The sequence below is a fragment of the Companilactobacillus halodurans genome, assembly GCF_009600985.1.
In the GTDB taxonomy this organism is placed as follows: domain Bacteria; phylum Bacillota; class Bacilli; order Lactobacillales; family Lactobacillaceae; genus Companilactobacillus; species Companilactobacillus halodurans.
The window spans coordinates 1-3,758 of sequence record NZ_VDFP01000050.1 but is presented as its reverse complement, the minus strand read 5'-3'; the positions used below and the strand labels follow the sequence as shown (position 1 = coordinate 3,758).

General features: G+C 38.8%; 4 protein-coding genes and 2 pseudogenes. 4 read left to right on the top strand and 2 right to left on the bottom strand.

All coding sequences use genetic code 11. From position 1 onward, the window contains the following. Both FHL06_RS12100 and FHL06_RS15035 read left to right on the top strand, forming a co-directional pair. Positions 1-700: pseudogene (locus FHL06_RS12100) on the top strand (MobQ family relaxase); the annotation flags it as partial. Between the two features lie 12 nt (positions 701-712). Next, positions 713-936 (top strand): annotated as a pseudogene (locus FHL06_RS15035) (hypothetical protein); the annotation flags it as partial. 157 nt (positions 937-1,093) lie between these two features. Here the strand turns inward: FHL06_RS15035 and FHL06_RS15030 are convergent. Both FHL06_RS15030 and FHL06_RS12085 read right to left on the bottom strand, forming a co-directional pair. Then, a complete protein-coding gene (locus tag FHL06_RS15030; protein ID WP_222843308.1) occupies positions 1,094-1,156 on the bottom strand; it encodes a putative holin-like toxin in 63 nt (20 codons plus the stop codon). A gap of 213 nt (positions 1,157-1,369) precedes the next feature. Beyond that, positions 1,370-1,681, bottom strand: coding sequence for a restriction endonuclease subunit S (locus FHL06_RS12085; protein WP_125594020.1), 312 nt, complete (start codon positions 1,679-1,681; stop codon positions 1,370-1,372). On the opposite strand from FHL06_RS12085, the gene FHL06_RS12080 reads away from it, so the two are divergent. Next, positions 1,680-2,066, top strand: a complete 387-nt coding sequence (locus FHL06_RS12080; protein WP_035454452.1) for a hypothetical protein — start codon at positions 1,680-1,682, stop codon at positions 2,064-2,066. The two genes, FHL06_RS12085 and FHL06_RS12080, sit on opposite strands and share 2 nt — an antisense overlap. 131 nt (positions 2,067-2,197) lie before the next feature. Continuing rightward, on the top strand, positions 2,198-3,562 hold the full coding sequence (locus tag FHL06_RS12075; RefSeq protein ID WP_046041507.1) for an NAD(P)/FAD-dependent oxidoreductase: 1,365 nt from the start codon (positions 2,198-2,200) through the stop codon (positions 3,560-3,562). The last annotated feature ends 196 nt before the right edge of the window (positions 3,563-3,758 follow it).

The window sequence follows — 3,758 nt, the reverse complement described above, 5'->3', positions numbered from 1 at the left end:
GTATTCACCAACCGAGCAGCAAAAGATTACTCGCGCAGTCAAAGATTTGCGAACAATCATGGCTGTTAAGCAAGTTATTCAAACCCAATACCAGGAAGTTTTAAGAAGAGCTTTTCCTAACGGCAATTTTAATGAATTACCAATGATTAAACAGGAACAAGCCTATACAGCCGTGATGTACTATGATCCTGTTTTAAAGCCATGTCAGGCTGAAGCAATTGAACAGTGGCAAGCAAATCCACCACAGGTGTTCAGTCCCCAAGAACATCAACAAGGACTAGCTTATTTATCGGGACAGCTTAGCTTAGATCAGTTAGAAAATCATCACTTACAACGGGTTTTAAAGCATGATGGCACTAAACAACTCTTTTTTGGCGAATGCAAAGCCGATCCGACGATTAAGAACAGTCAGATCGAGAAAATCCAAAAGCAGTTAAAAGGGCAACAAGCCAAGGACGACCAGTATAGAAAAGTAAATATTGGACATTATCAACCGCTAAATTACAAGCCAGTTAGTCCAAGCTACTACTTAAAGACGGCCTTTAGTAACGCAATCATGACCGCCCTATATGCTCGTGATGAAGATTACGAACGACAAAAACAGGCACGCGGCTTAAAAGAGACTGAGTGGGAAATGACGAAAAAGCAGCGGCAACACCAAACCCGGAACCGGCATGAAGATGGGGGTATGTACTTGTAATTCAAATGTAAAATAAAAAAGCTATCAGCCCGAGCGCTTAATCAGTTATATCAAGTTTGCAACGACAAGTTCAGCAAGCAAGGAACCCACAACAAAAATCAGAACTAAAGAATAAACTAAATGATATACACCATGAAATCAGTAATCGAACACAAAAACAGCTGCAAGCATTTGCTGAACAGAATCCGGAAATCAAACAACCCGAATCCGAACTTGATCAAAGTTTAAAACGTTAGCCAGTTTTTAAAGGGCATGCTATAATGGAGACAGAAAAAGGAAGCCCCGCCGAAAACAGGACTTCCCACGCAAGCCGCTTCAAAGGCGGTGGCATAATTACAAAACTATATTAATGTCGTCCCGTAACTCGCCAAAGTTATAATCGGGGCGGCTTTTTTATTTGTGGTGCTTGTCGATATAGCTGAGAAGCGCGATTAAAAACGTGCCAAACAGCAACATCAACGAGAGTGTCTGGAAGACGCTCATTGACTGTGAAACCTTCCTGAAGATTATTCCATGTTCCCATGGGCCTCACCTCGCAAGGGAAAAGACAGCCACCGCCCTTAAAACTTCCTGCGTAATCCATTATACAAGTGAATTAAGTATTGACCAAGCACAGTAAAAATTAAGTCATGGGGTTTCATAGGATCCTAAATTTGATCAAATTAAGAATCAGCAAAACATCTTTTGTAGATACCCTTTTTTAAGTTCTTGGAGTTTTTCAAGCTTACGCTGATGAAGAGCGATAGTTTTATCCAGACACCGCAGCAAGTAAGAAATTGGTTTTTGTTCTTTTGTATTTGGAATCAGAACTTGCCATTCAGTAAACACTGGTTTACGCAATGAAGGCACAGTTCCCTGAACGTTCATGCGAAGTGCGTGCTTACGGAATCCATGACGAAGCAGCTGAATAAGAAATTCTGTCATAACTTGGCGGTGTTTAGGAATATAGTTGAATAGCAGAACATAGGAGGTAAAAATCATGACAAAAATAATGAACGAAGATTTTTTAGATGTTTTACAAGACAAAGGGCCGGCAACGATTGTCTCGATTAATGGTAATCCAGCTAGCGTAGTTAATACTTGGTCACAATATATTAACGTGGTTTCTGATGATATAATTTTGATTCCAGCTGCGGGGATGCACTCGATTGAACAAGATTTTGAAAAAGATCCAAAACATGAACTGATCATTACGATTGGTTCTTACAATTATTCAGGAACCGCTGGAATGGGTCGCGGTTATCATATTCATGGCAGTGGTCAATTCATTAATGAAGGCGCATATTTTGACCAAATGAAAGCCCAATTTGATTGGATTCGCACTGTATTAGTTGTGAAGATTCATGATGTTGAGCAGAAGATATAGCAAAAAAGTTTGGAGCGTCAACTCCAAACTTTTATTTTTAATCAATTTATTGAGCAAAATATGATAGACATTAAGTAATAAGTGTTACCCTTGAAAATGTAATGAAGAAACTATTGTGTTAGGAGGATTTTATGGATAAACGTAAAATTGTAATTGTTGGTGCTTCACATGGTGGTCATGAATCAGCAATTGAGCTGTTGGATAAATATAATGATGTAGATGTAACTGTTTATGAAGCTGGCGACTTTATTTCATTTATGTCCTGTGGTATGCAATTATACTTAGAAAATAAAGTTACGGCTGAAGATGACGTCAGAAACTTTGCTCCTGAAGATGTTGAAAAGAAGGGCGGTCATGTTTATGCCAACCATGAAGTAACCGCGATTCATCCTGAACATAAGACAGTAACAGTTAAGGATTTAACCAATAATTCTGAAGAAGAAGTTCAATATGATAAGTTAATTCTTTCATCAGGTGTAACGCCAAAGTTTTTACCAGTACCTGGCAATGATCTTAAGAATATCTATTTAATGCGTGGACGTGATTGGGCTTCTAAGTTAATGAGTGCTGTTAACAATCCAGCAATTAAGAATGTTGCTATTGTTGGTGCTGGTTATATTGGTACTGAAGCTAGTGAAGTATTTGCTAAAGCTGGCAAGCATGTAACTTTAATGGACATGATTGATCGTCCATTAGGAACTTACTTGAACCCTGAATTGCTTGATGTTTTGGAACCTACCTTTAAGAAGAATATGGACTTGAAGATGGGCGTTAAAATTGAAGGCTTCAACGGTAATGAAAAAGTTGAAAGCGTCAAGACCGATCAAGGCGATATACCAGCTGACTTGGTTGTTGTTTCAGCAGGGGTAACTCCTAATACTGATTGGCTAAAGGACACAGTTGATTTAGATCAAAGAGGCTGGATTAAGACTGATCCATACTTGAGAACGAATGTTAAAGACGTTTACGCTATTGGAGATGCAATTTTGCCACTTTCTATTCCAGCAGGTAAGCCAATGCCAATTGCTTTAGCTACTACTGCTAGAAGAGAAGCACAATATGTGGTTGATCATATCTTTGAAGATAAGCCAGATCGCGCTTTCAAGGGTGTTATCGGTGCTTCAGCTCTTAGCGTCTTTGACTATCACTTCGCTACTGCGGGATTAAATAAGTTTTCAGCTGCTAAGAATAAGCTTGATTATCAAACTAGCTTCTATGAAGATCATATGCGTCCAGCTTATGTCCCAGAAGCAGATAATCCTAAGGTATATGTCAGCTTAACCTTTAATCCATATACTCACCAAATCTTAGGCGGTGCTGTCCTTTCTAAGTATGATATTACTGCTCAAGGCAATGTTTTAGCTTTGGCAATTAGTCATAAGATGCGCTTGGAAGACTTGGCTGAACAAGACTTCTTCTTCCAACCAGGATTTGACCGTCAATGGAGTTTGCTTAACCTAGCTGCTCAACATGCATTAGGTATGGCAAGATTCTAATTTAATTGTTAATAAAAATAAATTATAAAGATAAAAACTAGTCATGTTTAACGGCTCTTTGTCAAATCCTGTTGATAGAGAGTAAATGAATAGAATCAGGCAGTCATTAAAAGGCTGTTTGGTTCTTCTTTTTCTTGGCCATTAACGGTCGTCTCCCTCTGGGACGACGCCTTAATCCAATAACACCATAGTGATT

What these genes read in the sequence shown, in the direction of transcription:
- FHL06_RS12080 (WP_035454452.1), top strand. Translation starts at nt 1,680, where the DNA reads ATGACAAAAATAATGAACGAAGATTTTTTAGATGTTTTACAAGACAAA.
- FHL06_RS12075 (WP_046041507.1), top strand. Translation starts at nt 2,198, where the DNA reads ATGGATAAACGTAAAATTGTAATTGTTGGTGCTTCACATGGTGGTCAT.
- FHL06_RS12085 (WP_125594020.1), bottom strand. Translation starts at nt 1,681, where the DNA reads ATGATTTTTACCTCCTATGTTCTGCTATTCAACTATATTCCTAAACAC.